Here is a 26,967-nt window from a genome sequence, read left to right on the forward strand (position 1 = left end):
GGGATGTGACGACACGTCAGCAGGGGCTCCGCCGTCGGCGGGGCCCCTGTCGGCGTCCGCCGCCCGGTCCGGGTGCCCGCTCCGCGCCCGGTCCGGGTGCCCGCTGGCCCGTCGCCCGGACGGCCTAGCCCGGCGCGCCGCCGCCGGGGGCCGGTGGCACGGTGGCGGTACTGCCTCAGTAGTACGGAGTTGAGTCACCCATGGCAGATCTGCTGGACGATCCCACCACCACGACGTTCACCGTCGCCCACGCCGCGGCGGCGGGCGACACCGATCCCCCCGAACATCCCCGGCCCCTCGACGAGTCGACCCGAGCCCGCGCCCTGCTGGCGGCGCAGCCGGTCGTCGAGGGGCACACGGACCCGCCCCGCACCCTCGATCCCGACCCGGAGGACCTGCCGCCGCCGCGGGCCGCCGAGGCGGGCGCGCAGCTCTGGTCGCTGCGCGTGGAAGCCGACGAAGGAGTCCTCGGCACCCTGCGCCGCATCGACGCGGTCCGTGCCGTGGTCGCGGCCTGTCCCGAGGACCTGCGGCTCGCGCACACCACCGCCGAGATGGCCGACGCCCGCAACCGCGGGCGGGTGGCCGTGGTCCTCGGCCCGGTGAGCTGGGCGGCGGTCGGCGGTTCGGCGGCCACCCTCCGGGCGTACCACGCGCTCGGGGTCAGGACGGTCGAGCTCACCCGGTACGACCGGTTCGCCCGCGAGGCGGTCCGCGAGATGAACCGGCTGGGCCTCACCGTCGACCTCGCGGGCGCCGACCCGGACACCGTCCGGCAGACCCTCGCGGTGAGCCGGGCCCCGGTCCTGCTCGGCCGCGCGGAGCCGGACTCCGTGCCGGACGACGTGCTGCGGCTGCTCGGCGAGAAGGCCGGGGTGTGCCTGGTGCGGGTCGGCACCGACCCGGCCGCCACGGCCGACGCGCTGGACCGGGCGCACGCCCTCGCGGGCCCGCGCTCGATCGGCCTCTCGCACCCCGCGGACCCGGCCACCGGCTATGTCCCGCTCGTGGCGGAGCTGCTGCGCCGCGGCTGGCAGGCGCAGGACCTGGTCGGCCTGGCGCACGGCAACGTCACCCGGGTGCTGCGGGAGACGGAGTTCCGGGCGAGAGCGACGCGCCTGAGAGCCGGGTAGCCGGGTAGCCGGCTCACGAAACGGGCCAGGGCCCGTGCCCGTACTTTCGTACGAGCACGGGCCCTGGCCCGGTTCCGGTTCTGGCCCGATTCCGGTCCGGTCCGTCAGGCGCGCGGGCGGCCCATCGCCCGGTACGTCCAGCCGGCCTGCCGCCAGCGGGCCGGGTCGAGCGCGTTGCGGCCGTCCAGGATGACCGGGGCGGAGACGACCCCGGCCAGCTCGGCCGGGTCGAGCGCGTCCCGGAACTCGCGCCACTCGGTCAGGTGCAGCACCACGTCGGCACCGCGCACCGCGTCGAGCGCGGTCGGCGCGTAGCCGAGGGTCGGGAAGAGACGGCGGGCGTTGTCCATGCCCTTGGGGTCGTAGACGGTGACCTGGCCGCCCTGGAGGTGGATCTGGCCCGCCACGTTCAGCGCGGGGGAGTCCCGGACGTCGTCCGAGTCGGGCTTGAAGGTCGCGCCGAGCACGGCGACCCGCTTGCCGAGGAATCCGCCGCCCAGCGCCTCGCGGGCCATCTCGACCATGGAGGCGCGGCGCCGCATGTTGATCGAGTCGATCTCGCGCAGGAAGGTCAGCGCCTGGTCGGCGCCCAGCTCACCGGCGCGCGCCATGAAGGCCCGGATGTCCTTCGGCAGACAGCCGCCGCCGAAGCCGATCCCGGCCCGCAGGAACTTGGCGCCGATCCGGTCGTCGTGCCCGATCGCCTCGGCGAGCTTGGCCACGTCACCGCCGGCCGCCTCGCAGACCTCCGCCATCGCGTTGATGAAGGAGATCTTGGTGGCCAGGAAGGAGTTCGCGGAGGTCTTCACCAGCTCGGCGGTCGGGAAGTCGGTCACCACGAACGGCGACCCCTCCGCCGTCGGCACCGCGTACACCTCGCGCAGCAGCTTCTCGGCCCGCTCACCGCGCCCGTCCCCGGCGACACCGACGACGATCCGGTCCGGGTGCAGGGTGTCCTTCACGGCGAAGCCCTCGCGCAGGAACTCCGGGTTCCAGGCCAGGTCGACGCCCTCCGGCAGCACCCCGGCGAGCCGCTCGGCCGAGCCGACCGGCACGGTCGACTTGCCGACGACCAGGGCCCCGTCCCGTACGACGGCGGCGAGCGAACCGAAGGCGGCGTCGACGTAGCTCATGTCGCAGGCGTACTCGCCGTGCTTCTGCGGAGTGTTCACACACACGAAGTGCACATCACCGAAGGCGCCGACCTCCTCCCAGGAGGAGGTGAACCGCAGCCGCCCACTGGACCCCTCGATCCCCACCACATGCCGGGCCAGCAGCTCCTCAAGACCCGGCTCGTACATCGGGACCCGCCCGGCGGACAGCAGCGCGATCTTCTCGGGCACGACGTCGAGCCCGAGCACCTCGAACCCGAGCTCCGCCATGGCCGCGGCGTGGGTGGCTCCGAGGTAGCCGGTGCCGATCACGGTGATCTTCAGGGCCATGCGGTCTCCAGTGAGGAGTCGAGGTCGGGCGAGTGCCTGCCCGAGCATAGTCGGGCCCCGTCAAGGGCCTGGTCCGCGCCCGATACGGGCCGTGGGAACCATCGCCGGTATACAGATGATGTCCACAGGGCTGCTGGCAACGAAACGATTCAGATGTAACGTGGTGCGGCCGGTGAGACTCATGTGCTTTCTGTGAAGAGAGCAGACCGGCGGGGACGACAGACCACACATCGCGCGGGGGACGTGCGGGTGACCGCCCGGCCGCAGCGCCGGTGCCCGCCCGCACACCGTCTCGGACCGCCTGCCTCGGCCGACGGTGAGCGCGGCCGAGCGAGTTAGCAGAGGCATCAGCACGTGACCCACGTACACCGCACCACCGACACCGTCGCGCTGCCCGGATCCTGGGCCGCCACCCCGCTGACCGTCGTCATGCCGACCTACAACGAGGCGGGCAACATCGCGGGCATGGCCGAGTCGCTCCTCGGCCTCGAGATACCCGGGCTGCGCCTGCTCGTGGTCGACGACTCCTCCCCGGACGGCACCGGCCGGATCGCCGAGGAACTCGCGAAGACCCGCCTCGCCGCCGACGGCACCCCCCGGATGACGGTGCTGCACCGCACCTCCAAGGACGGCCTCGGCCGCGCCTACGCGGCGGGCATGAGCCGCGCCGTCGAGGACGGCGCCCACTACGTGCTGCAGATGGACGCGGACGGCTCGCACCCCGCCGACAAGATCGCCGAGATGCTCGGCGTCGCCCTGTCCACCGGCGCAGGTCTCGTCGTCGGCAGCCGCTATGTGCCCGGCGGCACCCTCTCCGACGCGTGGGGCGCCCACCGCAAGCTGCTCTCGCGCTGGGCCAACGCCTACGCGAGCACCATCCTCGGCACCCGGGTCCGTGACATCACCGGCGGATTCAACCTCTGGAGCGCGGACGCCCTGCGCGCCATCGACCTGGCCTCCGTCGGCAGCGCGGGCTACAGCTTCCAGGTCGAGATGAAGTACGCCGCCCTGCGCCGCGGCTTCCCCGTCATGGAGGTCCCGATCCACTTCGAGGACCGCACCGTCGGCGAGTCGAAGATGAACCTCGCCGTCCAGCTCGAGTCCATCGCCATGCCGTGGAAGCTCCGCGCGCGCTCCTCCGGCCGTCGCTGACCACGCCGGAGCCGCACCCAGATGTCTCGCGCACTCGACGACATACCCGTCGCCGCCGCCCGCTCCGGCCGGGGCCGCCGCGCCCGCCGCGCTCCGCGCCGCGGTCCGCTCGTCGCCGCCCCGCTGACCACCGCCCTCAACGGGGCGGTGCTGCTGGTCACCGGCGCGTTCGTCTTCATGATCGTCCGGCTGCCCTGGCTCGGTGACCTCGGCGTGCACGCCGCGACGATCGAGCGGCTCCGGCACGACCTCACCGATCCCGGCAACCCGATGGTCGACTCCCCGACGCAGAGTCCGTACTACTCGCCGTGGACCGTCTTCCTCGCCCTGCTCGCCAAGGTCACCGGCCTCGGCACCTTCGACGTCCTGCGGGTCGCCGCGGCGATCGGCTTCGTCCTGCTGCTCAGCGGCGTGTGGCACTTCGTCCGCACCCTCACCCCGAACCCCGGCGCACCCCCGCTGGCCGTGCTCTGCCTGCTCTTCCTGTGGGGCCGCGAGCTGATGGTGTGGAGCGGCTTCCTCGGCTTCACCTCGCTCTCCCTGAACATCTCGTACCCGAGCACCTTCGCCACGGGCCTCGGCTTCCACTTCCTCGCCCTCCTCGCGAAGGCCCTGCACCGGCCCACCCAGGGATGGACGCGCCACATCGCGCTGGGCCTGATGTGGGCGGTCATGACGCTCAGCCACCAGTTCTCCGGCGTCGTCTTCACCTTCGGCGCGCTCGGGGTCCTCGCCTCCGTGCGGACCCGGCCGTCCGGCGCCCTCTGGCTGCGTCTCGGCGCCGGACTGGCCACCGGTCTGCTGGTGCTCGCCGTCTGGCCGTACTACTCGTTCTTCGGCCTCTTCGGCGTGGGCGGCCTCGAGTCCATCCACCGCGACCTGTACAGCCGTTCGCTGCTGCGCTTCACGCTGCTCCCGGTCGGTGTCCTCGCCCTGGCGCTGCGGCTGCGGCGCAACCGGCGCGACCCGCTGGTGATCTGGTTCCTGCTCGGGCTGCTGACGGTCGGCGCGGGCGCGCTCCTCGACAAGTGGTCCCTCGGCCGGGCCGAACCCGCCATGGTCATCCCCGCCCAGCTCGCCGCCGCCATCTGCGCGGTGGAAGGCGGCAAACGGCTGTTCCGGGCCGTGTTCAGCACCGTGCTCGCGGTCGCCCTCGTCGTCGGCTGCTGGGCACAGAAGGACGCGCTCGGCTTCGTACTGCGCGAGGACGCCCTGCCCGACACGGTCACCGAGGGGGCCGTGAACGCCAGGACGTCGTACGAGTGGGTCACCCCGTACACCTCGTACGGCGATGTGTTCATGACCGGCGAGTGGACGGCGCAGAAGGTCCCCGCCTACGGCGGCTACACCGTCATCCCGGGCTACCCGGACTTCTTCCTGCCCGACGAGCGGCAGCGCCGGGCCGACACCGAGCGCTACTTCGCCCGCACCACCCCACGTGAGGAACGCCTGGCGATCCTGCGCAAGTACCACGTCACGTGGGTGCTGCAATGGCGCGACGAAGGCGGCCTGTCCGGCAAGGACCCGGCCCTGCGCTTCGTGAAGAAGGGCCCCAACGCGCAGTTCCTCTACCGCGTCGTCGGCTGACCGGGGGCCGGCCCGGGCACGGCCCCCGGTCCCGGTGCGTCAGCCCTGGACCTTCTGGCCCTCCGGGACCTGGTAGCAGCCCGAGGTGAGGAAGAAGTTCAGGTTCGGCTTCTTGTCCTTGGCGAAGTAGGCGATCTTGACGCCGACCTTCTTCTCGTCGTTGTCCGCGACCAGCGTGAGGTTCTGGTTCTTGCTGGCGTCGGGTCCGAACTCGACGACCTTCCAGCCGTGCTTCGGCATCTCCTCCTTGAGCCGCTCGAGCACCCCTTCGAGCTGCTCGGGCTTCGCGGGCTCGAAGGTCCAGGGGTGGATGACCGTGAAGAACTTCTCCGGGTCCTTGCCCCCGCACCCGGCGACCGCACCGGCCCGGGTCGTGCTGGAGGTGCCCTTCAGGCCGACCAGGTCGTAGAGCTCGCTGGAGACCTTCTCCGCCGCGTCGGCGGCTTCGTTCGTGCTGGCGGTCCCCGCGGACTTGGGGGTGTCGTCGGAGTCCTTGCTCATGCTGCATCCCGTGAGGGTCGAAAGGGCGAGGGACAGGAGGAGCGCGGACGCGCCCACCTTGATCTTCATCTAGCGCACTCCTGGCGTGGGGTTCGGCGGCGGCTTCAGGGGGGCGTCGTCACCCTTGCCCGCGACGACCAGGCCCTGGTTGCGAAGGCTCTCGGTGCCTTCCTTCCAGTAGTCGCTGTGGCCTTCGGTGTCCGTCGTCAGCTGGTTGGCGCCGAAGCGCTCGTCGCTCGGGATCGTGAACGGGCCGTCCCAGTCGGTGCCGCCGTGGCCGAAGCGGCCGATGTCCGGGACGAAGTCCCCGTCGGCCTCCTGATTCCACACGTGCCCCTTGGGGACGTCCATCTGCTCCGCCTTCGGCACCTGCACACCCGGGCTGCCCGCGAGGATCACGTCGTCCGCGTTCAGGGTGCCCTGGCGGGCCGCCGAGCCGATCAGGGTGGTGCCGTACGAGTGGCCGATCGCCGTCCGGTGCGGATCGGTGTCCACCGTACGCGAGGCGTCCAGGCCGTTCAGGAACTGGTTGTAGGCCGGGGCGCCGTCGTTGGCGTAGTGGCTGAAGGGCGAGTCCTTCACGATGTCCTGCGGGGCGTCGTAGCCGAGCCAGGTGATCGTGGAGACCGAGCCGTTCTTCTGGCCGTCCGCCACCCGCCAGACGTTCTCCATGCGGGAGATGTCCCCGCTGATCCCGCTCAGGTTCGACGTCGTCCCCGGCACGTACACCGCCTGGTGGTCCGCCGTGTCCGGGTTGCCGTTCGCGACGATCGCCCGGCCGTTGCCCTCCGCCCTGAAGCCGAGCAGATACGCCTCCGGCAGCCCGCGCTCGCCGGTCCTGTCGAAGCGCGCCTGGATGGCGTCCATGCCCTTCAGGCCCTTCTCCAGCTCCCGGTAGCGGTCGCCGTACTGCCGGTTCCACGCCATCCACTCGTCGGTGTGCACCTTCGCCGGGTACATGCCGGCCGTGATCCACGTCCACTCGTTGGCGGGCGGCTTCGGCATGCCGTTCAGCTCGGTCCGGTACGAGCCGGTCTTCTCCGCCAGCACCACCCGGTTCGCCTCGTCCCGCACCGGCGACGGCAGGCCGTCGAGCGCGCCGACGGCCTCCGGGCGCATCGCCAGCCACGCCTCCTGCTGCTCGGGCGTGAGGTTCTTCCACCAGTTGGCGTTGTCCTGCGGGCTGCCGTTCTTCGGCGGCTGCGGGGTCGAGTTCAGGTACGTCTCGCCCGCCTCCCGCACCCCACCGGTGTCCGACTGCGCGTCCGCCCAGTCCCGGTCCGACACCTTCAGGTCGTCGTCCGCCTTCAACGCCCGCAGCTTCGGCGCCCACTTGGCGTCGGCGTCCGCACCCTCCTTCAGGGCGTCCGCGATCCGGTTCGCGTACCCGACGGCCTTGCCGTAGTTCGGGTTCGGATGGATGTTGATGGCCTGCCGCTCGATGTTGTCCGACAGCTCGGTGCCCCCGGCGCTGCCGGTCACCGTGCCGCCGTCGGCGGGCTTCTCGGCCCCCGGCTTCGCACCCGCAGGGAACGACACCGAGCCGTCCTGGTTCACCTTGCAGCCGTCGCCCTCGGCGTCCGCGATCGCCGCGACCAGGTGCTGCCGGGCCGCCCCCATGTCGAAGGCGAAACCATTCAGCGCCGTGCTCACCAGATCGCACTCGGTCTGCGCGTAGTGGAAGTTCTTGGCCAGCTCCTTGAGCTCGTCGAGCGCCGCCTTCGCCGCCACGCCCTCCAGCTCGGCGCGGATCCCCGCGGAGATCCGCTGCTCCACCGCGGCCATGGACGTGTCGGCCATGTCGCCGACGGCCCGGTAGCCGTCCGCGGCCTCCTCGTACTCGGCCTGCTTGAAGTTCTTCAGAGTCGCGAGATCCATGGCCGCCGTCACTTCCCGCCGACGGCGTCGGTGTCCGCGTACTTCTTCGTGTGCGCGTCGATCTCCGCGCGCAGCGCCTCGTCCGACTTCGCCAGATCGTTGCCGGACTGCTTGAGCATCCCGCCCAGCCCCGTGCAGCGCGCGCTCACGTCACCCACGTACTTCTTCCAGGAGTCGTACAGCTCCTTGGCCGCCGCCCCGCTCTGCAGCCCCGCGGCGTCGAGCCCGGCCTGCGCCGAATCGAGCTTCCCGAGCGCCGTGGTGATGCCCTCCTTCAGACCGCTGACGTCGTCGCCGGCCTTCACCCAGGCCCGCTTGTCCGTCTTCAGGTCCTCCGAATAGCCACCGCCCGAGTCCGGCGCCGCCACCTGGTTCAGGCGCATCGACGACTCCTGGCGCGCCGCCGCCTCGCTCTTCAGCTGCTCCCATTCGTCCCACGGCATCCGTGAAACCTCCCCGTTCTCCCCGTTCTCCCCGTGAGCCGTCATGATGTCCGGCGCGGCGACGCGAATGCAAACGTCCGGCGCCCCCAATCGGGCGCCGGACGGACGGAGATGAGCGGGTACGCCGAGGATGCGGCGAGGGTACGGCGAGGGGGGTACGGGTCAGCGGTTCGCGGTGACCGTGACCGGCTCGTCGTTCTGGATCTCCTTGACCAGCTGCTTCACCTTCGGCATGTCCCACCGGAGCGAGTTCTGCGGGGCGGTGCCGCTGATCGGCATGTTCATCGACTTGCCGTCGCCGCCGCTGATGCCCTTCATCGCGAAGAACATCTTGCCCAGGTCGTAGAGCGACATGTCCTTGTCCACGATCAGCGTGTCCAGGCCCGCGCCGAGCGTCGGGTAGAGCGCGAACGGGTTGAGGATCGTGCCCGGCGTCGCCGCCTGGCTGGCCAGCGCCGACAGGAACTTCTGCTGGTTCTTGGTGCGCTGCAGGTCGGACTCGGCGAACGCGTAGCGGGTGCGCACGAACGCGAGCGCCTGCTCGCCGTTCAGGGTCTGGGTGCCGGCCTGGAAGTCGGCGCCGGACTTCTTGTCCTTGAAGCCCTTCTCGATGTTCAGCTCGACCCCGCCGAGCGCGTCGACGATGTTCGCGAATCCGGCGAAGCCGATCTCCGCGTAGTGGTCGATGCGCAGACCGGTGTTGAACTCCACGGTACGGACGAGGAGTTCGGGGCCGTCCAGGGCGTAGGCCGCGTTCAGCTTGGAGCCGCCGCGCGGGCCGTACTTCTTGCCGGACTCCGAACCCACGAAGGACGGGATCGACACCCAGGAGTCACGCGGCAGCGAGACCATCGTGTTCCCGCTGGAGCAGGCCGCGAGGATCATCATCGAGTCGGTCCGCTTGCCCTCGGCGGAACCCGTGTGCAGCTTCTTCTTCTCCTCGGCGGACATGCCCTCACGGCTGTCGGAGCCGACGATCAGGTAGGTCGTGCAGTCGCCCTCGGCGGGCCGCTCGATCACCTTGGAGAGATCGACCTCGTTGCGCATCTGGGAGCTGGCCCAGGCGTAGGTGCCGACGCTCCAGCCGACCAGGACGACCGCGAGCACGATCGAACCGATCTTGATCCGGCGTCTCCAGTCGGGCGCCGGACGCCCTCCGGCCGGCCGCGGCGCGTACTGCGGCGGTACGGTGCCCCCGCTCCGGCCGCCGCCCCCGTGCCCGCCCTGCGGGCCGCCGTAGACCTGGCCGTCGCTGTAACCGGAGTCGTAGCCGCTGCCCTGGGCCTGCGTGAAGTTCGGGTTGTAGCCCTGGCCCTGGTCGTACCCCTGGTCGTACCCCTGGCCCTGGCCCTGCCCGTACCGGCCCTGCCCCTGGTCGTAGCCCTGGCCGCCGTACTGGCCCTGGCTCTGCCCCTGGCCGTACCGCGGCTGCCGCCCGCCGCCCTGCTGGTAGGGCTGCTGCGGCTGCTGCGGGGGGACCTGCGGGCGCTGCACGTGGCGCATCCGGCGAGGTCCCTCGGGCTGGGCGTCGGGCCAGTCATTCATACGGACCAGTCTGCCGTCCGGCGCGACCGCGCCGACAGGCCGGGTGGGGAATCGGGGCGGCGCTGTTGCGAAGCTGATGCAAACCGGACCGCGTCGCGACCGCCCGCGAGGCCGGGCATAAGGTAGAGGGCATGACAGATCAGGGCGACATCCCGGGCAAGCCGATCGCGGCCTCCCGCACCACGCTCAGCCACATCATGACCAGCCACGACACCAACCTCCTGGGCACCGTGCACGGCGGCGTGATCATGAAGCTGGTGGACGACGCGGCCGGTGCGGTCGCCGGACGGCACTCGGGCGGGCCCGCTGTCACCGCGTCCATGGACGAGATGGCGTTCCTCGAACCCGTCAGGGTCGGCGACCTCGTCCATGTGAAGGCCCAGGTCAACTGGACCGGCCGGTCCTCCATGGAGGTCGGCGTACGGGTCCTGGCCGAGCGCTGGAACGAGTCCACGCCCGCCACCCAGGTCGGCTCCGCCTACCTCGTCTTCGCCGCCGTCGACGGCGACGGCAGGCCCCGCCCCGTCCCGCCGGTCATACCCGAGACCGAGCAGGACAAGCGGCGCAACCAGGAGGCCCAGATCCGCCGCACCCACCGGCTCGCCCGCCGCCGCGCCATCAAGGAACTGCGCGAGCAGCGCGCCGCCGACGGTTACGAGGACTGACCCGGGCCCCGCCCGGCCTGGGCCGCCTCACCGGCTCACGGACACACCACCTGGTCCCCCCGCAGCGCCTCGAACTGCCCGGTCTGCCGTTCCCGCTCCCGTACCGGCGTCACCGCCCGGTAGTCCCCGCCCACCGTCACCCGCAAGGTGCCGCCCTGCCCCGGTGCCTGCCGCAGCTCCGCGCCCGGCAGGGCCGCCGCCAGGGACTTCGCCGAGCGGTCCCAGCGCGGGTCGTACGTGATCAGGGTGCGGGCGTGCTCCTTGCCGCCGGCCGCCGTGCGCGGCTGCTGGGTGGTGGCGAAGCCGGTCGCGCGCAGCGCCGCGTCGACCCGGCCGCCGAGCCCGTCCGTGCGGGTCCCGTTGTAGACCTGCACCCGGACCGTCTTCGGCGCCACGTCCACGTCCACCGGCTGCGGCCCCTTCGCCCGCGCGGTCCGCTCCGGCGACAGCGGGCGGTCGTCGCGCAGCGACTGGAACAGCTTCTGCGCCTTCGGCGCGTCCCACTTCACCGTCGAGCCGATCCCCTTCACCGGGAAGCTCATGTCGCCGATCGGCACCGACACGAACTCCGACGACGCGGGCGTGAAGCCGTGCATCGCCTTCGCCAGCGCCAGCATCTGGTCGGTGCCGAAGCCCTGGTCGGCCCGGACCGAGCTCAGCATCGTCGAGGCCACCTCCCGGAACCGCACCGGGTTGAGCAGCACCCCGCCCTCCGAGAGCCGGTCGATCAGCGCCGCCAGGAACTTCTGCTGGCGCTGCATCCGGCCGATGTCGGCGGCCCCGTCGACATGGCGGGAGCGCACGTACTGGAGCGCCTGCCCGCCGTCCAGATCGTGCGGCCCGGCGGGCAGGTCGAGCCCGGTGTACGAGTCCTTCAGGGGCTTCGCGGTGCAGATCCGCACCCCGCCGACCGCGTCCACCGTCTTCATGAAGCTGGTGAAGTCGACCTCCAGATAGTGGTCGATCTTCACCCCGGTCATCGACTCGACGGTCCGCACGGTCAGCGACGGCCCGCCCTCCGCGTAGGCGGCGTTCAGCTTCACCGGGTGGGCGTGGTGGTGCCGCCCGGTGGTGAGGTCGGTGTGCTCGGGCATCTCGGCGTACGAGTCGCGCGGCAGCGACACCACACTGGCCCGCTCCCGGTCCTCCGACACGTGCACCAGCATCACCGTGTCGGTGCAGTGGCAGGGCGCGCCGCCGAGCCGGTACTTGCGGCGCTCCTCCTGGCTGATCCGGTCCCGGCCGTCGGTGCCGACGACCAGGAGGTTCATGCCGTGCCCGGCCTGCGGGCGGTTCTTCATGTCCTTGAACGGGTCGATCCGGTCGATCCCGGTGTCCAGGCTGGTCACGACCGCGTGCCCGACACCCCCCGCGGCGAGCACCACCACGGACAGCGAGGTCGCCATCCGCATCCCCCACCGCGGCCGTCTGGGGCGGCGTCGCCTGCGGGCCGGTACGGGGCGGGCGGCGGGCCGGGGAGGACGGGGCGTGCGGGGCGGCGTGGGCACCGGGGGACACCTCCGCTGGTACGACAGGGGGACCGTGAGCACGGTAGGCCCATACGATCAGCGCCACCCCGAGGCGACCCGGCGGCACGCGCCCGGTTCCCCCGTCCGGGGTAACGTGGGCGGATCATGAACCCCCGTCCCGCCGTCTCCGTGATCATGCCGGTCCTCAATGAGGAAAGGTATCTGCGCACGTCCGTCCGCCACATCCTGGAGCAGGAGTACGACGGCGAGATGGAGGTCGTCATCGCGCTCGGCCCCTCCACCGACCGCACCGACGAGATCGCCGCCGAGCTGGTCCGCGAGACGGCGGCCGACCCGCGCGCCCGGGTCCGCACCGTGCCCAACCCGACGGGCCGCACCCCGGCCGCCCTGAACGCGGCGATCGCGGCCTCCCATCACCCGATCGTGGTGCGCGTCGACGGCCACGGGATGCTGTCGCCGGACTACATCGCCACCGCCGTCCGGCTCCTTGCCGAGACCGGCGCGCAGAACGTCGGCGGCGTCATGCACGCCGAGGGCGAGAACGCCTGGGAGGAGGCCGTCGCCGCCGCGATGACCTCCCGGATCGGCGTCGGCGGCGCGGCCTTCCACACCGGCGGCACCGCGGGCCCGGCCGACACCGTCTACCTCGGGGTGTTCCGGCGCGAGGCGCTGGAGCGGCAGGGCGGCTACAACGTCGAGTTCGTCCGCGCCCAGGACTGGGAGCTGAACTTCCGGATCCGTGCGGCGGGCGGCCTGATCTGGTTCTCGCCGGAGCTGCGGGTCCGGTACCGGCCGCGGCCCTCGGTGCGCGCGCTGGCGAAGCAGTACAAGGACTACGGCCGCTGGCGGCACGTGGTGGCCCGCTACCACCGGGGCTCGATCAACCTCCGCTACCTCGCCCCGCCGGCCGCCGTCTGCGCGCTCGCCGCGGGCCTGGTGGTGGGCGTGACGCTCACCCCGCTGGGCCTCGTGGTCCCGGCCGGCTATCTCGCGGCGATCGTCGCGGGCTCGGTCCCGGCGGGCAAGGGGCTGCCCCTGAAGGCACGGGTCAGGATCCCGGTCGCCCTCGCGACCATGCACCTCTGCTGGGGCTTCGGCTTCCTCACCAGCCCGCGCGCGCTCGCCCGCCAGGTGATCGCGAGCAGGCGCCCGGCGGTGCGCGGCGCCGACGAACCGGTCTGACCCGGGGCTCACGGAACGCAGGCCCGGGGCCCAGGGAATCCAGGCACGAGGCCCACGGGACCCATGGATGAGGGCCGGACCCCTTTCCGGGGTCCGGCCCTCATCCATTCATCCGTCGCCGACCGCGCAGGTCGGTTCAGGTCGGCTCAGCTCGGCTCAGTTCAGCTCTTGCCGTTCCAGGCGTACACCGAGTACACGTCCATGCAGGACGTCTTGTCGTCGGCGCCCTCCGGCAGGTCACCGGCCGCCACCTGCGGCTTCTTGTAGGTCTCGCCCTCGCGCCAGTCGGCGCCCACGACCAGGGTGAGTGCCTCCGCCTTGGCGTCCGCGTGCACGGCCGAGTCCGGCAGCCCGAGCGCGTGCGCCACGGACAGGGCGTTGGCCTTGCCCTGGTCGCCCGCGTCCTTCGGGTAGAGCACCGCGGTGTCCTTGCGCGGCTGCGCCTGCTGGGAGTGGTCGGCGCGGGTGAAGCCCTTGCCGCGCAGCTCCTTGGACAGCGTCCCGGCCCGGCCGGGGACGGCCGCCTGCTGGTCGCTGCCGGTGCCGTTGACCACGGTGACCGCGAGGGACCCGGGCGACTCGGCGGTGGCGGCGGGCTTCGCGGACGCGGTCGGCTTGGGCTTCGGCTTGGCCTCGCCGCCGTTCTTGTCGAGCGCCACGTCGTCGCGGAGCATCGACCACATCTTGTCGGCGGCCGACGGGACCAGCTGCAGCCACGCCTTCGGGTTGCCCGGGTACTCGGTGGTCGGCACGGTCGCCGTGGTCAGCCGGTCCAGCTTCACGTTCTTCATCTGCATCGACAGGTCGAAGAGCTTCTTCACCGACTTGATCTCGTCCGAGACGAACAGCGCCGAGGTGGCGGTCTCCGCCAAGCCCGTCAGACGGCCGGTGTCGCTCCAGGCGTCCTGCTCCTGGAGCTTCTTCATCATGCCGTTCATGTACATGTGCTGGGCCTTGGCACGGTTCTGGTCGCTGCCGAACGCGTGCCGGGTGCGCAGCCACTGCAGCGCCTGCTCGCCCTTGACCTCGGTGGTGCCCTTCGGCAGCTTCAGACCGGAGCCGCCGTGCTGGCTGGCGGTGGAGCGGTCCCACACACCGGTCTTGACGCAGACCGGGACGCCGCCGATCTCGTCGGCCATCGCCACCACACCGGCGAAGTCGATCATCATCCAGTGGTCGATGTAGACGCCGGTCAGCTTCTCCCAGGTGGTGAGGGTGCAGCCGGGGCCGCCGCGGCTCAGCGACTCGTTGATCGGCCGGTCGGTGGTGGCCGGGTAGGTCTTGCCGTCCGTGTCGGTGCACTTCGGGATCGGTACGACGGTGTCGCGGGGCACCGAGATGATCGAGGCGTTCTTCCGGTCCGCCGAGACGTGGAACAGCATCTGCACATCGGCGAGCGGCTTGCGGTCGCGCTCGTTCTTGCCGCCGCCGAGGGCGACGTTCTTGGCGTCGGCCCGGCTGTCGGAGCCGATCATCAGGATGTTGATCGGGGTGTCGCCGAGCGCGTTGGGCGTCGCCTTCTTCACCCCGCTGTCGCCGCCGGCGCGGCTGCCGCCGCGCAGGTTGTTGTTGAGGTGCTGGTAGTACAGGTATCCGGCGCCGGCCGTGCCGAGTATCAGCACCGACAGCGCGATGGACACCCAGCGCAGTATTCGGCGCTTGCCGGACCCGGCGGGCTTGCGGGCCCGGCGCCGTGGTCCGCCGCGCCGGTGACCGCTGCCGCCGCCCGCGCCCGCACCGGAGGTGCGCGGCGCGGCGTCGCCGCCGTCGTGGCCCTCGGGTGCGGTGGCCCCGGCGGCCGGACCGGCCTCGGCGCCGCCGTCGGCACGCCTGCTCCGGGGCACGCCGGTGCGCGGCCCCGCGTCCTGCGCGGCACCCGCGTCCGGTCCGGCCGCCGGGGCCGCCCCCTCCTCGTACAGGGTCTCGTCCCAGCCGAAGTCGCGGGCGTGCGGGTCGCGTTTCCGCGGCCCCTCCCGTCGCACGCTGCTCTGTCCCACCCCAGGTCTCCTCGTTCGCTCAGCCGCGCGTCAAGTCCGGTCGGTGCCGGGTCACTTGGCGCACACCTGCTTGTCTGCCGTCTGCGCACCTTCCGGGGCCTTCGCCGGACCGGTGAGGGGCACCCCCGCCCCCTTGTAGTCGGCGCCGAGCACGAGCGTCATCGGCTCGCGTTCGGCGGCGTCCTGCGTGCCCGGCTTGAGAGCCGTGGCGGGCAGGCCCATCAGGTCCGCGAGCTTGCGGGCCTGGTCGGCCTGGTTCGGTGCGTACGTGAGTGTGGTCTTCGCCGCCTTCTGCGGGGCGTTGCTCTTGTTCGTCGACCGGGTCACGCCGTGCTCGTTCTGCAGCCAGTTGATGGTGGACTGCGCCGCGCCCTGCAGGCCGCTGCCGTTGAAGACGTCGACCCGCACCTCGCGGGCGGTGGAGCGGGCGCCCACCAGGAGCTTGGCCTGGGCCTGCGCCTGGGCGTTCTTGGCGTCCTGCTCCTTCTTCTTCACCTCGGTCAGCGACGTGTCGGACTGCATCATCGAGAACAGCCGGGGCGCCTTCTCCGGGTCGGGGACGACCGTGATGGGGCGCGGTTCCGACGGGTTGTCGATGACCGGCATCGTGGTGAAGGTGATGTTCTTGGTGTCGATCTTCGCCAGCTCGCCCGCCAGGGACTGGAGCTTGGTGATGCTTCCTATCCCGGTGTCGACGGTGAGCGCCTTGGTGGCGACGTCCGCCAGGCCGTACAGCTTGGTCGGCGAGGTCAGCGTGTCGTCCGACTTCATCTGCCGGATCATCGAGCTGAGGAACTGCTGCTGGACCTTGATCCGGTCCAGGTCGCTCTCGTTGCCGAAGCTGTGCCGGGTGCGGACGAAGGCGAGTGCCTGCTCGCCCTGGATGGTGGACTCGCCGATCGGCAGCTTGAGGTGCGACTTGGGGTCGTCCACCGGCTTGGCCAGGCAGACCTTCACGCCGCCGACGGCCGTCGTCATCTCCTTCACGGCGTTGAAGTCCGCCATCATGAAGTGGTCGACGGTGAGCCCGGTGAGCTCCTTGACCGTCCGCATGGTGCAGCCGGGGTCGCGGTCGGACTGGCCGAGGCTCACGTTGAAGCGCACGTCCGTCTGACCGGGGATCTTCTTGACGCCGCCGCCGGGCTGCTTGGTCTCGCACTCGGGGATGTCGGTGACCAGGTCGCGGGGGATGGACATCGCCGTGGCGTTCGTCCGGTCCTTGGCGACGTGGAAGAGGATCGTGGTGTCGGCGTGGCCGGGGCTGTTCTTGTCGCCGTAGCCGCCGTTGCCCTCGCCGGTCCGCTTGTCGGTGCCGATCAGCAGGATGTTGAAGGCGGCGTCCTTCTTGAAGCCGCCGGTGCTGCCGCCCGCCACGTCGATGGTGTTGATGTTGTTGTCGAAGTGCTTGTAGAGCGCGTAGACGCCCACGGCGCCGCCGACGAGCACGAACGCCATGGTGCCGCCGGTCCACATCAGGACCTTCTTCTTGCGCGACTTCTCCGGGCGGCGCTTGCGGCGGCTCGTGCCGGGCCGCTGGTCGCCGGTCTCGGGCGCGCGGCGACGGCGCTGGCCGGGGACGGGCGGCGCGGTCTCGGTGAGCCGGCCCTCGGGGCCGCGCGGGGCGTACGGGCCGGGTGCCTCGCCGGCATCCCGGGCATCACGCATACCCCGTGCGTCTCGTGCGTCCCGTGCGTCACGCGGATCGCGGGAATCGCGCGGGTCGCGGGCATCACGGGAGTCGCGGGGAGCGGGTGCTCCGGGGCGCGCCGGACGGCCGCCGGGCGCGGCGGGGTGCGTGCGCGGGTGGGACGGGGCGGCGGCGCCGCCCTGCGGCGACTGCCCAGCGGAGCGGTCCAGTCGCAGCTCGTAGTGGCCCGTCTGCGGGTTGAGCACCCACTGGTCGGCGGGGTCGATCTCGTCCGCCCGTCCACGGCTGTGCGCGTCCACGGTTACTTGAGTCCTCCGTCGGTGCCACGCGAGGCGCCTCCCCCACGGGCGCTCGGTCGTTCGGTCCATCGAGTGCGCGACCACGCGGTCTGGTGCACCGGATCGCGTCACACTATCCGCCCAGTTCAGCGTGGGGCGACGTCCGTGACAAATTCCACGCCCCTTACAACCGGGCAATTTGCCCAAACCTCATCCAGTGGCGCCTGTCCCTTGGCTCCGGCTTTACGAACCGGGTCACATCGGTCACCCGCCCTTCGCCCACCCTTCACCTGCCCCGCTCACCGACAGGCCCCCTCGGCGGCGTTGCGTCCAGCGAAGGACGGCGTGGCGGACCCGCTCGGTTCCGGCCCGTTGCGGTCGGGTTCGCCGCTGCCGCCCGGGTGGATGGTGACCGGCTGGTCGGCGCGGAGCCGCGCGAACAGCTGGTCGGCGGCGGGTTGCACCAGTTCGTCCCGGTTCGCGTTGTACGAGTACGGTCGCCGCGGCACCGTCAGGAACTGCACCTTGTCGGTCGGGACCGCCCGCATCGACCGGGCCAGGTCGTACAGGTCGCGGAGCGAGTCGAGACCGGGGTCGGTGGTGATCGACTTCGTGGCCGCGTCCAGGACCGGATAGAGCTTCGTCGGGTTGAGCAGCACCCCGTCGCTCTGCACCTTGTTGACGAGCGCGCCGAGGAACTGCTGCTGCCGGTCCATCCGCTCGGTGTCGCTGCCGTTCCCGATCGACTTGCGGGCCCGTACGAAACCGAGCGCCTGCTCGCCGTGGAGGATCTGGCGGCCCGCCGGGAGCTTGAGATGGGCGGCCTTGTCGTCGATCGGCTCCTTGAGGCAGATCTCCACCCCGTCCACGGCGTCGACCATCTTCTTGAAGCCGCGGAAGTCGATGACCATGTGGTGGTCGACCCGGATCTTGGTCAGTTTCTCCACGGTCCGGATGGTGCAGGCGGTGCCGCCGAACTCGAACGCCCAGTTGAACTGCGCGAACTGCTCGGCGGTGCGGGACTTGTCGGCCTTGGCGCAGCTCGGGATGGTCACCATCAGGTCGCGCGGGATGGAGACCGCGGTCGCGCTGCGCCCGTTGGCCGCGATGTGCAGCAGGATCGTGGTGTCGGACCGCTGGGTGCCCTCGTCCTGTCCGTACTTGCCGTTCCCGGCGCCGGCCCGGGTGTCCGAGCCGATCAGCAGGATGTTGCGGGCCGCGTTCACGGCGGGGGAGGGGCGCTCGCTCTCGTACTTGCGCAGCTCGGCCTCGGCGGTGGTGTCGGTGGTGATGTTGCCGTCCAGCTTCCGGTAGACCCACCACCCGGCCCCGGCCGCGATCAGCACGACGACGGCCGCGGCCAGCGCCGCCCACCGCAGCCAGTGCCGCCGCTTCCGGCCGGTCCCCGTCCCGGTGCCGGTGCCGGACCCGGTTCCCTCGGCGCCGGAGTCGGTCCCGGTGTCGGCCCCAGTGCCGGACCCGGTTCCCTCGGTCCCGGAGTCGGCGCCGGACGCGGGATCGGACTCGGGGGGCGGCGTCTGGGCGCTGTCCGTCACGTGGGATCCGTCCTCGCTGGCGTCGATGGCTTCGCTGGCGTCTGCGGGCGCCGGGGGCCGTCGCCGAAGTAGACGGCCGATCCCGGCGCTTGGTTGTGCGGAAGGCATCGGATACCCCCCGGCCGATCATGACCCGACCGGGCGGCGGGGACGCGGGTACGCGGCGCGTCGATGGGCCGTACGGGTGGCCGGGGCGCGCGGGGGAGGGCGGGGGAGGGCGGAGACGGGGTGCGGGGGCGTGCGGACCCGCCCGGGCCCGGGTGCGTGCCCGGGCCCGGTGAGGTCGGAGGGGAAGGGGCCGGTGGGCCGGTTGGCCCGAAGGCCAGCGGGGTCAGCGGGCCAACGGGGTCAGCGGGGTCAGCGGGCCAGCGGGGTCAGTGGGGTCAGCGGGGTCAGTCGGTCAGGGAGACCGTCACCCGCTCGCTCTCGACCCGCTTCGCCAGCCCGTCCTCACCCAGCTGGTCCAGATTCCGGCACAGCACCACGGACCCGCCGGTGGCCAGCGGCGCGTAGAGCCCGGCGGCGAGCCCGGACCAGCTGTCGTACGGACGTCCCGAGAGCAGCCGCCCGCCGGGCGCGAGGCCCAGCGCGTCCGCGTCCGCACGGGCGCGCTCGACGAGCTGGGTGCCCGTCAGTTCCGTACCGTCGACGACGAGGGCGGGCGCGTCGGGATCGACCGGTACGAACGGGGCGAAGCGGTCGCCCTGGCTCGGCACCTCCACCGCGTAGTCCGCGTACCCGGCGGGCGGCGCGGGGAAGCGGCGGCCCAGCGGGGCGAGGGAGAGCGCGATCCGGTCTCCCGGGCAGGCGAGGCCCGCCGCCAGGCCCTCGGGCCCGGCCACCACGTAGTCGGCGTCGGCCGGGTCGCCGCCCAGCTCGACGGTCACCCCGACGGAGGAGCAGGCGAGCAGCCACACCGCGGTCTGCCAGTGCGCGGGAAGCAGCAGCGCGAGCCGGTCGCCCGGGGCGGCGGACAGTTCGCCCTGGAGCAGATTGGCGGTCTTGGCCACCCAATTGGCGAAGGTGGCCACCGACAATTCCACGCGTTCACCGGTGGCGTCGTCGTAGAAAGTGACCAAGGGGCGGGCCGGGTCCGCGGCGAGCGCGGATCGCAGCAGGTCGGCGGGGGTGCGGTCGCTGGCGTTCACGCGGGCAAGGGTACGCGGGGCGCCGCGCGCGGTCCGCCGTACCGGTGATGCCGTCCACCGGTCGGCCCGACGGTCCGTCAGTTTCCGGGCCCGTTCCCGCCGCGCGGAACACCGGCGGGGTGCGGACGATCACCGTATGCGTGCCTCACTCGCTTCCTCGATCGCCGTCACGTGCGCGGCGGCACTCGCCCTGCCGCTCACCTTCGCGCCCCCGGTCGGAGCCGCGGCGGACCCGGCGCGTGGCGCCCAGGGCGTCCGCGCCGCCGAGGTGGCCGGCTCGACCCAGTCGCTGCCGCTCGAACCCCTGACCGCCGCGGCCCCGCCACGGGGCCGCGCGCCCGACCGCCGCGCGGCGGAGCCGTCCGGGGATCCGTCGGGCGAGCAGGGGCTCGGCCGACGGACCGTCAGACCCTTCTCGCTGGTCGGCGTGGTCTGGGACGACGTGCGCACCGCGCTGCACGGCACGGTCCAGGTCCGTACCCGGGCGCGGACGGACGGCGTCTGGTCGCCGTGGCAGGACGTGGAGACCCACAACGACGAGCACGGCGCCGATCCGGCCACCGCGGAGGGCCACGGCGGCGCACTGCGGGGCGCGACGGCGCCGCTGTGGGTGGGGGACTCGGACGGTGTGGAGGTACGGGTACGGCCCGAGGCCCCGCCCGAGGAGACCGCGCCGGACGCGTCCGCCCCGCGCGGGCACGGCAGCGCGGTGCCGGGGCGCCGCACTCCGGCCGGGCTCCCGCAGGACCTCCCGGAGGACCTCTCGCAGGACCTTCCGGAGGAGCTTCCGAAGGGGCTGCGCCTGGAGCTGGTTGACCCGGGCACCGCGCCCGGTGAGTCCCCGGACGGTGAGGGAGAAGAGGAGGGAGCGGCGGAGGAAGCGGCGGAGGCGGCCGCGGCGAGCGTGAACGCGCAGCTCGCGCCGCCCGGCGCGACGGCCATCCCGGCGCTGACCCAGGCGCAGACGATCGCGGAGGCGGGCGTCGAGACGGGCGTCGAGGCGGGTGTCGAATCGGACGGTGGTGCGACGGCGGCGGGTCCGGTGACGCGGGTGGCCGCCGCGGCGAAGCCGTACATCGGGGCCCGTCCGAAGATCATCACCCGCAAGGGCTGGGGCGCGGACGAGCGGATGCGGGAGAAGGGCTTCGTCTACACGAAGACGATCAAGGCGGTGTTCGTGCACCACAGCGCGACCGGCAACCGCTACACCTGCCGGCAGGCGCCCGCGGTGCTGCGCGGCATCTACCGCTACCACGTGAAGAGCAGCGGGTGGCGGGACTTCGGCTACAACTTCGCCGTCGACAAGTGCGGAAACATCTACGAGGGCCGGGCGGGCGGGGTGGCCAAGCCGGTGCTCGGCGCGCACACCCTGGGCTTCAACCAGAACAGCATGGGGGTCGCGGTCCTCGGGACGTACGGCGGTTCCGCCCCGCCCGCGGCGGCGGTGACGGCGATCGCACGGCTGAGTGCGTGGAAGCTGGGGCTGCACGGGGTGAATCCGAAGGCGAAGACGTATCTCACATCCGGTGGCGGAAACCGATACAAAAAAGGCAGATCGGTCAGGTTCCATGTCATCGCGGGCCACCGCGACGGTTTCGCGACGGAGTGCCCGGGCGGGCGCCTGTACGGGAAGCTCGGCACCGCGCGGTCGGCGTCGGCGAAGTACCAGGGCAGGCGCTGACGGGGTGCCGGGCCGGGTGGCCGGTCGCGCGGCCCGGTGGGCGGCCGGGTGGAGCGGACTCAACCTCTGCATAAACTGACCGGTCATATCGTACGGACGGCCGAAAGCGGCGCCCCGGACGATGAGACCGGACCCGAACAGGAAGCAGAGACGACAGGTGACCGAAGCGATTCTTCTGGTCGGGGGCAAAGGCACCCGGCTGCGTCCCCTGACGGTCAACACGCCCAAGCCGATGGTCCCGGCGGCGGGGGTCCCCTTCCTGACGCACCAGCTGGCCCGGGCCAGGGCGGCCGGGGTGGACCACATCGTGCTGGCCACCTCGTACCTGGCGGAGGTCTTCGAGCCGTACTTCGGCGACGGCTCGGCGCTCGGTCTGAGCATCGAGTACGTGACGGAGGAGGAGCCGCTGGGCACCGGCGGCGCCATCCGCAACGCCGCCTCCCACCTGAGCGCGGACCCGGACGCCCCGGTCCTGATCTTCAACGGCGACATCCTCACCGGCCTGGACATCCGGGCGCTGCTCGCCACCCACGAGTCCTCCGGCGCGGACGTCTCGCTGCACCTGACCCGGGTCGAGGACCCGCGGGCGTTCGGCCTGGTGCCGACCGACGCGACCGGGCGGGTCACGGCCTTCCTGGAGAAGCCGCAGACGCCGGAGGAGATCGTCACCGACCAGATCAACGCGGGCGCGTACGTCTTCCGGCGCTCGGTGATCGACACGATCCCGGCCGGGCGGCCGGTGTCCGTGGAGCGCGAGACCTTCCCCGGCCTGCTGGCCTCGGGCGCGCACCTGCAGGGCATGGTCGACTCCACCTACTGGCTCGACCTCGGCACCCCGCAGGCGTTCGTCCGCGGCTCCGCCGACCTGGTCCTCGGCCGCGCCCCGTCCCCGGCCGTCCCGGGCCGCTGCGGCGACCGCCTGGTCCTCGACGGCGCCCAGGTAGCCCCCGACGCGAAGCTCACCGGCGGCACGGTGGTCGGCGCGGGCGCGGTGGTGGGCCCCGGCGCCCGCGTGAACGGCTCCACGATCCACGCCGACGCGGTGGTGGAGGCGGGCGCCGTCATCACCGACTCCCTGATCGGCGCGGGCGCCCACATCGGCGCGCGCACGGTCCTGACGGACGCGGTCATCGGCGACGGAGCCCACATCGGAGCGGACAACGAACTCCGCGCGGGCGTCCGCGTCTGGTGCGACACCCACCTCCCCGCCTCGGCGATCCGCTTCTCCAGCGACCAGTAGGGCCCCGCGGCGTCACCCCGCCGCGCCCCGTCGTCCTCTCGCGGGCTGCGCCCGCGCCGGGTGGCCGGGGCTGGGCCTCGTCGCCGTCCCGTGGTGGGCTGGGCCCGCGCCTCGTCGTCCCGTGGTGGGCATTCGTCCCGCTGGGGCGGGACGGGTGGGCACACGGGACGGCGCCCTTTGCGGGCGCCTGCGCTCCCTGTTCCTGCGGCACCCTGACGGACCCGTCACGGAACAGGGCGGTACGCCACAGGGCCCTGGCCCAAGCCCCAAGCTCCCGCTCCCGCTCCCGCCCCCGCTCCCGCGCCCGCCAGGGCAACGCGCCCACCCCGCTACGCTCGAACCATGGCCGGCCGCTTCACCCCCCGCACCCGCACCCCCAACCCCACCACCCGCACCACCGTGCGCGGCGGCGACGTCCACGTACCCCAGGCCCGCACCCTCGCCCCCACCCCCGCCGCAGGCACGGGCACAGGCACAGGCACAGGCACAGGCACGGACATCGACCTCGGCCTCACCCTCGGCCCCCTCCGCCGAGGCCCCGCCGACCCCACCTTCCGGGCCACGCCCGACGGCTCGGTCTGGCGGGCCAGCCGGACGCCCGCGGGGCCGGGGACGCTCCGGGTGCGGGCCCGCCGCGGGGAGGGCGGGGTCGACGCCGAGGCGTGGGGGCCGGGGGCCGACTGGCTGCTCGACCGGCTCCCGGCACTGCTCGGCGCGGACGACGACCCCACCGCCTTCGTCCCCCGCCACAAACTCCTCGCGCTCACCCACCGCGCCCGCCCCGGCCTCCGCCTCACCCGCACCGGCCTGGTCCTGGAGTCGCTGATCCCGACCGTCCTGGAGCAGAAGGTCACCACGACCGAGGCGTACGCGTCGTGGCGCAGGCTCGTCCGGACGTACGGCGAACCCGCGCCCGGGCCGGTCCCTGAGGGCCTGTACGTGATGCCGGAGGCCCGTACCTGGGCCACCATCCCGTCCTGGGAGTGGCACCGGGCGAACGTCGACGGCAAGCGCTCCGCGGCGATCGTGCGCGCCGCGCGGGTCGCCCCGCGCATGGAGGAGGCCGCGGACATGACCCCGGCGGCGGCCCGCGAACGGCTGGAACTGATCCCGGGCATCGGCCCGTGGACCTCGGCGGAGACGGTCCAGCGCAGCAACGGCGCGCCGGACGAGGTCACCACCGGGGACCTCCACCTGCCGGGCATCGTCGGCTGGGCGCTCGCGGGCGACCGTACGGCCGACGACGCGGCGATGCTGGAACTGCTCGCGCCCTACGAGGGGCAGCGCCACCGGGCGGCCCGGCTGATCCTCCTCAGCGGCCGGGTGCCACCCCGCCGCGCACCCCGGATGACCCCGGGCGACATCACGGGCCTGTAGCCCCGAGCCACACCGAGGACCTCAGCCCCGAAGGCGGCTCCTCACCGCACCGCCACGAACCCGTCGACCCCCCGCTCCGCCCGCTCCTTCGGCGCCCCCGCCGCCCGCCCCACCGCGACCGCGCCCATCGGGTCCCAGTCGGCCGGCAGGTCGAGCACCTCGCGCACCACGTCACGGCAGAACATCGTCGAGGACACCCACGCCGAGCCCAGCCGCTCACCCGCGAGCGCCACCAGCAGGTTCTGCACACCGGCGCCCGCCGCGACCACGAACATCTCGCGCTCGGCGGCGTCCCTGCGCGGGTCGCCGTAGTGGTGGGCGCCGTCCATGACCAGGCACGGGACGATCAGGTACGGCGCGTTGCGCAGCACGTCGCCGCGCCGCACCCGCTTGGCGATCGACTCCTCCGACCGGCCGTCGGCCCGCAGGTCCGCGATCCACGCGTCCCGCATCGCGTCGAGCAGCCGCACGCGCGCGTCCGGGGACTCCAGGAGCACGAACCGCCACGGCGTCGTGTGGTGCGGGGCGGGCGCCGTGACGGCGGCGGCGACGGCACGCCGTACCGCCCCGGGATCGACCGGGTCGTCGGTGAACTCCCGTACGGTGCGCCGCAGCTTCACCGCTTCGCGCACCGCCTCCGAGGTGCCGAGCCGGAACATGTCGTCGGCCGGGTTCCGCACAAGGGCCGCCGCGCCGGGCTCCCACGCGTGGCCCACCAGGTGCGCGAGGCCGCGCACGACCGCCACCGGCATGCCGGTGGCCTTGCCCTTCACCAGGTCACCGGCGGCGGCGAGTTCGTCGGCGGTGGCGACGATCGTCACGTTGAGGTCGTTGCCGTGGGAGTCGGTGCCGCCCCGCAGGTCGTCGAGGACGCGCACGCCCGCCGCGCCGATGGCCACGTCGGTGAGGCCGGAACGCCACGGCCGCCCGAAGGTGTCGGTGATGACGACGCCGACGTCCACGCCGAGCGCCTCGCGCAGCCCGACGCGGATCCTGCGGGCCGACTCGTCGGGGTCGACGGGCAGCAACAGCACGGTCCCGGCGGGAGTGTTGGAGGCGTCGACCCCGGCGGCGGCCATCACGAGGCCCTGCCGGTTCTCGACGATGCGGAGGGTGCCGCGGCGCGCCACCACCCGTACCGTCTCGGCGTCGATGGCCGCCTCACGGTCGTCGGCGGCGACGATCCGGCCCTCGGCCTTGCTCACGATCTTGGAGGTGACGAGGAGGACGTCGCCGTCCCGGAGTCCCGGGTGGGCGGCGGCGATGAGCTTCGCCAGATCGTCCCCGGCCGCGACCTCGGGCAGCCCGGGCACGGCCCACACCTCGTACCGCGCCTCCGCGACCGCCGCGGCGGTGGACCAGTCGTCCCCGCCCCGGAACCCGCCCCCGGGCTCGGAACCGGCCCCAGCCCCGTCGCCCGCCCCGCCCCCGGACTCCGCCCGCCCCGTCACGCGCCCGCCCCGCCCTCGGAGGTGTCGGCGTCGGTGTCCGCCGCCCGGACCTCCTCGGCCAGCGTCAGCGCCTCCCGGGCCATCGCCGCCGTGGTGTCCAGGTCCGTCATCATCAGCGGCACCGCGCGGCAGCGGATGCCCGCCGTCTCGACGTCGGCGACCGTGCCCGCGTCGACGGTGTCGACCAGCCAGCCGTCGAGCAGCCCGGCGCCGTAGTGCGCGGCGACCGCGGCCGCCGTCGCCTCGACGCCGACCGCCGCCAGGACCTTGTCGGCCATGCCGCGGACCGGCGCGTCGCCGACGATGGGGGAGAGGCCGACGACCGGCGCGGCCGCCGAGGCGACGGCCTCGCGGATGCCGGGCACGGCCAGGATGGTGCCGACCGACACGACCGGGTTGGACGGCGGGAAGAGGATGAGGTCGGCCTCGGCGATGGCCTCCAGGACGCCGGGCGCGGGCTTCGCCTGCTCGGCGCCGACCGGCACGACGGCCTTGGCGTCCACGGCGGCGCGCAGCTTCACCCAGTACTCCTGGAAGTGCACCGCGCGCTGCTCGCCGTCGTCGGTCTCGATCGCCACATGCGTCTCGATCCGGTCGTCGGACATCGGCAGCAGCCGTACGCCCGGCCGCCACCGGGCGCACAGCGCCTCGGTGACGGCGCTCAGCGGATAACCGGCGCCCAGCATCTGGGTGCGGACGATGTGCGTCGCGAAGTCGCGGTCGCCGAGCCCGAACCACTCGGGCCCGACCCCGTACGCCGCGAGTTCCTCCTTGACGGTGAAGGACTCGTCCTCACGGCCCCAGCCCTGCTCCTCGTTGATGCCACCGCCGAGGGTGTACATCACGGTGTCGAGGTCGGGGCAGACCTTGAGCCCGAACAGATGGATGTCGTCACCGGTGTTGCCGATGACCGTGATCTCCGCGTCCGGAGCCGCCCGCTTGAGGCCGCGAAGGAAACGGGCACCACCGATGCCACCGGCCAGAACCACAATGCGCATGCGGTGCAGTGTGTCAGGAGGGTACGACTCCACGGACGCCCGGGGCGGCGGTCGCCGCCGACAGCCAGGCGCCGCGCACCGACTCGTGCATCGGCATCTCCGTCAGGCCCGGGTAGTAGATGTGCAGGCTGACCGCGGGCTCCAGGGAGTCGTTGACGACCTCGTGCACGTGCCCGGGGGCGAACACCCGCTGCGAGCCCGGGGCGAGGGTGCGCACACCCCGGTCCGTACGCTCCGTCAGCTCGCCCGCGAGCACGGTGAGGACACCGGACGACGGGCCGTGGTCGTGGCGTCCGCTGCCCTGGCCGGGGAGCCAGGAGAGCAGCCACACCTCGTAGCCGGGGCCGGTGCGCAGCCGGTGGTACCAGCGGGTGGTGGCGTCGTACGCGATGTGTCGGGTCCAGCCGTCGCGGTCGGCGGCGATCTCGCGGGCGAGACCGGCGAACTCGGCGACGGTGGCGGGGTGCTCGCGGGCGGGCTGGAGGAGGTGCGGGACCTCAAGGATGTCGCCGGCGATCTGAAGGTCGCTGTCCATGTTCATGGGATGCGGTGGTTCCTCGGCTGAGTGCGGGGTG

The 26,967-nt window shown here is 72.8% G+C and carries 21 protein-coding genes; 8 read left to right on the plus strand and 13 right to left on the minus strand.

The window, feature by feature from the left end:
• Positions 1-200: 200 nt before the first annotated feature.
• Entirely contained in the window at positions 201-1,133 is a 933-nt protein-coding gene (locus tag ACIPXM_RS17710; protein ID WP_401656103.1) for a membrane dipeptidase, read from the plus strand.
• A gap of 104 nt (positions 1,134-1,237) precedes the next feature.
• Here the strand turns inward: ACIPXM_RS17710 and ACIPXM_RS17715 are convergent, their stop codons facing one another.
• Positions 1,238-2,575, minus strand: coding sequence for a UDP-glucose dehydrogenase family protein (locus ACIPXM_RS17715; RefSeq protein ID WP_401656105.1), 1,338 nt, complete (start codon positions 2,573-2,575; stop codon positions 1,238-1,240).
• Positions 2,576-3,004: 429 nt separating this feature from the next.
• On the opposite strand from ACIPXM_RS17715, the gene ACIPXM_RS17720 reads away from it, so the two are divergent.
• Complete coding sequence (locus tag ACIPXM_RS17720; protein WP_401656213.1) at positions 3,005-3,727, plus strand: polyprenol monophosphomannose synthase; 723 nt, start codon at positions 3,005-3,007, stop codon at positions 3,725-3,727.
• Between the two features lie 21 nt (positions 3,728-3,748).
• Positions 3,749-5,314 (plus strand): hypothetical protein, encoded by a 1,566-nt coding sequence (locus ACIPXM_RS17725; protein ID WP_401656107.1) that lies wholly within the window; start codon positions 3,749-3,751, stop codon positions 5,312-5,314.
• A gap of 39 nt (positions 5,315-5,353) precedes the next feature.
• On the opposite strand, the gene ACIPXM_RS17730 is transcribed toward ACIPXM_RS17725, so the two are convergent.
• The 4 genes from ACIPXM_RS17730 to ACIPXM_RS17745 all read right to left on the minus strand — a co-directional run bounded on the left by ACIPXM_RS17730 (position 5,354) and on the right by ACIPXM_RS17745 (position 9,681).
• Positions 5,354-5,884 (minus strand): hypothetical protein, encoded by a 531-nt coding sequence (locus ACIPXM_RS17730; protein ID WP_401656109.1) that lies wholly within the window; start codon positions 5,882-5,884, stop codon positions 5,354-5,356.
• On the minus strand, positions 5,885-7,693 hold the full coding sequence (locus tag ACIPXM_RS17735; RefSeq protein ID WP_401656111.1) for an alpha/beta hydrolase: 1,809 nt from the start codon (positions 7,691-7,693) through the stop codon (positions 5,885-5,887).
• 8 nt (positions 7,694-7,701) lie between these two features.
• A complete protein-coding gene (locus ACIPXM_RS17740; RefSeq protein WP_401656113.1) occupies positions 7,702-8,136 on the minus strand; it encodes a hypothetical protein in 435 nt (144 codons plus the stop codon).
• 162 nt (positions 8,137-8,298) lie between these two features.
• Positions 8,299-9,681: an LCP family protein gene (locus ACIPXM_RS17745; protein WP_401656115.1), complete on the minus strand. Its 1,383-nt coding sequence runs from the start codon at positions 9,679-9,681 to the stop codon at positions 8,299-8,301.
• A gap of 131 nt (positions 9,682-9,812) precedes the next feature.
• Between ACIPXM_RS17745 and ACIPXM_RS17750 the strand changes: the two genes are divergently transcribed.
• Positions 9,813-10,346 (plus strand): acyl-CoA thioesterase, encoded by a 534-nt coding sequence (locus ACIPXM_RS17750; protein ID WP_401656117.1) that lies wholly within the window; start codon positions 9,813-9,815, stop codon positions 10,344-10,346.
• A 35-nt stretch (positions 10,347-10,381) separates the two neighbouring features.
• Here ACIPXM_RS17750 and ACIPXM_RS17755 read toward each other — a convergent pair whose 3' ends face one another.
• On the minus strand, positions 10,382-11,758 hold the full coding sequence (locus ACIPXM_RS17755; RefSeq protein WP_401656119.1) for an LCP family protein: 1,377 nt from the start codon (positions 11,756-11,758) through the stop codon (positions 10,382-10,384).
• A 222-nt stretch (positions 11,759-11,980) separates the two neighbouring features.
• Here ACIPXM_RS17755 and ACIPXM_RS17760 point away from each other — a divergent pair, with 222 nt between their 5' ends.
• Complete coding sequence (locus ACIPXM_RS17760; protein WP_401656121.1) at positions 11,981-13,018, plus strand: glycosyltransferase family 2 protein; 1,038 nt, start codon at positions 11,981-11,983, stop codon at positions 13,016-13,018.
• 161 nt (positions 13,019-13,179) lie between these two features.
• On the opposite strand, the gene ACIPXM_RS17765 is transcribed toward ACIPXM_RS17760, so the two are convergent.
• The 4 genes from ACIPXM_RS17765 to ACIPXM_RS17780 form a co-directional block, all read right to left on the minus strand.
• Positions 13,180-15,015, minus strand: coding sequence for an LCP family protein (locus ACIPXM_RS17765; RefSeq protein WP_401656123.1), 1,836 nt, complete (start codon positions 15,013-15,015; stop codon positions 13,180-13,182).
• A 51-nt stretch (positions 15,016-15,066) separates the two neighbouring features.
• Positions 15,067-16,962 (minus strand): LCP family protein, encoded by a 1,896-nt coding sequence (locus ACIPXM_RS17770; protein ID WP_401656125.1) that lies wholly within the window; start codon positions 16,960-16,962, stop codon positions 15,067-15,069.
• A gap of 278 nt (positions 16,963-17,240) precedes the next feature.
• Positions 17,241-18,497 (minus strand): LCP family protein, encoded by a 1,257-nt coding sequence (locus tag ACIPXM_RS17775; RefSeq protein WP_401656128.1) that lies wholly within the window; start codon positions 18,495-18,497, stop codon positions 17,241-17,243.
• Between the two features lie 392 nt (positions 18,498-18,889).
• On the minus strand, positions 18,890-19,645 hold the full coding sequence (locus ACIPXM_RS17780) for a TIGR03089 family protein (RefSeq protein WP_401656130.1): 756 nt from the start codon (positions 19,643-19,645) through the stop codon (positions 18,890-18,892).
• Positions 19,646-19,781: 136 nt separating this feature from the next.
• On the opposite strand from ACIPXM_RS17780, the gene ACIPXM_RS17785 reads away from it, so the two are divergent.
• The 3 genes from ACIPXM_RS17785 (at position 19,782) to ACIPXM_RS17795 (ending at position 23,943) form a co-directional block, all read left to right on the plus strand.
• On the plus strand, positions 19,782-21,326 hold the full coding sequence (locus ACIPXM_RS17785; RefSeq protein WP_401656132.1) for an N-acetylmuramoyl-L-alanine amidase: 1,545 nt from the start codon (positions 19,782-19,784) through the stop codon (positions 21,324-21,326).
• 121 nt (positions 21,327-21,447) lie between these two features.
• Entirely contained in the window at positions 21,448-22,566 is a 1,119-nt protein-coding gene (locus ACIPXM_RS17790; RefSeq protein WP_401656134.1) for a sugar phosphate nucleotidyltransferase, read from the plus strand.
• A 342-nt stretch (positions 22,567-22,908) separates the two neighbouring features.
• Positions 22,909-23,943 carry a DNA-3-methyladenine glycosylase family protein gene (locus tag ACIPXM_RS17795; RefSeq protein ID WP_401656136.1) on the plus strand — a complete coding sequence of 345 codons (1,035 nt, stop codon included), beginning with the start codon at positions 22,909-22,911 and terminating at the stop codon, positions 23,941-23,943.
• Between the two features lie 41 nt (positions 23,944-23,984).
• On the opposite strand, the gene ACIPXM_RS17800 is transcribed toward ACIPXM_RS17795, so the two are convergent.
• Genes ACIPXM_RS17800 through ACIPXM_RS17810 form a run of 3 tightly spaced genes read right to left on the minus strand, consistent with a single transcriptional unit; the run spans position 23,985 to position 26,933 of the window.
• Positions 23,985-25,394, minus strand: coding sequence for a coenzyme F420-0:L-glutamate ligase (locus ACIPXM_RS17800; protein ID WP_401656138.1), 1,410 nt, complete (start codon positions 25,392-25,394; stop codon positions 23,985-23,987).
• Complete coding sequence (gene cofD, locus ACIPXM_RS17805; protein ID WP_401656140.1) at positions 25,391-26,392, minus strand: 2-phospho-L-lactate transferase; 1,002 nt, start codon at positions 26,390-26,392, stop codon at positions 25,391-25,393. The genes ACIPXM_RS17800 and cofD overlap by 4 nt, the downstream gene beginning before the upstream one ends.
• A gap of 13 nt (positions 26,393-26,405) precedes the next feature.
• Complete coding sequence (locus tag ACIPXM_RS17810; RefSeq protein WP_401656142.1) at positions 26,406-26,933, minus strand: cysteine dioxygenase; 528 nt, start codon at positions 26,931-26,933, stop codon at positions 26,406-26,408.
• Between the last annotated feature and the right edge of the window lie 34 nt (positions 26,934-26,967).

The sequence above is a fragment of the Streptomyces sp. NPDC090025 genome (genome assembly GCF_044748125.1).
GTDB lineage: Bacteria > Actinomycetota > Actinomycetes > Streptomycetales > Streptomycetaceae > Streptomyces.